Genomic DNA, 1,380 nt, shown 5'->3' with positions numbered 1-1,380 from the left:
CGACGGCCGCGACGGCGAGCGCGGGCGCTCCCGCGTCGGGCGCCGTGGCCGTGGGCGTCGACACGTCCTCGTCGGCGGGCATGACGCGATTGTGCCAGTGCTGCTGGGGTCGCCGTGCGGTGACGACGGCGACGCGCGGGCCGGACCGCGCCAGCCGACCTGGGCGTCCGCTCAGAAGCGCGTCATCACACGATCGTGCGAAGCAGTCTTGAACAACTTCTGGCGCGGTTGTAGCGTTCAGCCCACAGCACCACCCGCACCACCGTGCGGGGTGCCTGACAACCGAGCTACCGAGCGCGCTGGAGCCCACGGCCCGCCGACTCGGAATGACTGAGGAGGACGCATGGCGGAGATCTCGCGGTTGCCCGGACCGGTGATGGACCTGTGGGAGTGGCAGTTCGAAGGCGCCTGCCGCGACGCCGACCAGGACCTGTTCTTCCACCCCGAGGGCGAGCGTGGGTCGGCGCGCCGGCGCCGCGCGGAGGCGGCCAAGGCCATCTGTGCGACGTGCCCGGTGCTCAAGGAGTGCCGTGAGCAGTCGCTCGCGGTGCGTGAGCCCTACGGCGTGTGGGGTGGCCTGTCGGAGGACGAGCGGGCCGCGATCCTGGCGCAGCGCAGCGGTCGTCGCGCGGTCGTCTGACCCGCAGACCCACGAGGACGACGAAGGCCCCCGACCAGCAGGTCGGGGGCCTTCGTGGTGCCCGGCGCCGTCAGGGACGGACGCCGGGCACCGTCAGATCACTTGACGACGACCGCGAGGATGTCGCGGGCCGAGAGGATGAGGTACTCCTCGCCGGCGTACTTGACCTCGGTGCCGCCGTACTTCGAGTAGATCACCTTGTCGCCGACGGCCACGTCGAGCGGGATCCGGTTGCCGTTGTCGTCGACACGGCCCGGACCCACGGCCAGGACCTCGCCCTCCTGGGGCTTCTCCTTGGCGCTGTCCGGGATGACGAGACCCGAGGCCGTCGTCGTCTCCGCGTCGAGCGTCTTGACGACGATCCGGTCCTCGAGGGGCTTGATGGAGACCGACACAGCGGACCTCCCCTTCGCATGTGAGTCGTGTTCGAGCTGTCCGAGCGCACCGACTCACGTCGTCGCGGGTGCCGTGACCAGGTGCGCAGCTGGCACACTCGCGGGGAGAGTGCCAGCTCCTCACTCTAGGAACGCGTTAGCACTCGGTCAAGGCGAGTGCCAACGACCGGGCGTGGCGGGCGCGTGGCGCGGGCACAGGGGTCGGGGGGCGCCGGGTGGTCCCGCCCGTCGTGCGGCCCGTCGCGCCGTGCAAGGATCGCCCGCATGGACGCCGCCGGCCTCAGCGCGCTGCTCAGCCCCCAGGGATGGGCCCTGCTCTCGGCGCTCCCGCCCTACGACGAGCAG

The 1,380-nt window shown here is 71.6% G+C and carries 2 protein-coding genes; one reads left to right on the top strand and one right to left on the bottom strand.

Annotation, left to right across the window (positions count from 1 at the left end; genetic code table 11):
• Nucleotides 1-343: 343 nt before the first annotated feature.
• Nucleotides 344-640 (top strand): WhiB family transcriptional regulator, encoded by a 297-nt coding sequence (locus HGA02_RS19405; protein ID WP_124343837.1) that lies wholly within the window; start codon nt 344-346, stop codon nt 638-640.
• A gap of 98 nt (nt 641-738) precedes the next feature.
• Here the strand turns inward: HGA02_RS19405 and groES are convergent, their stop codons facing one another.
• The gene (gene groES / locus HGA02_RS19400) at nt 739-1,035 is read right to left on the bottom strand and encodes a co-chaperone GroES (RefSeq protein WP_124343398.1); all 297 of its coding nucleotides are present in this window, start codon (nt 1,033-1,035) and stop codon (nt 739-741) included.
• Between the last annotated feature and the right edge of the window lie 345 nt (nt 1,036-1,380).

This window comes from Cellulomonas septica (assembly GCF_012396155.1).
In the GTDB taxonomy this organism is placed as follows: domain Bacteria; phylum Actinomycetota; class Actinomycetes; order Actinomycetales; family Cellulomonadaceae; genus Cellulomonas; species Cellulomonas septica.
This window is presented reverse-complemented; position numbering and strand designations above follow the sequence as displayed.

Bases quoted from the DNA above. Each gene is read 5' to 3' on its own strand.
- HGA02_RS19405 (WP_124343837.1), top strand. From the start codon at position 344: ATGGCGGAGATCTCGCGGTTGCCCGGACCGGTGATGGACCTGTGGGAG.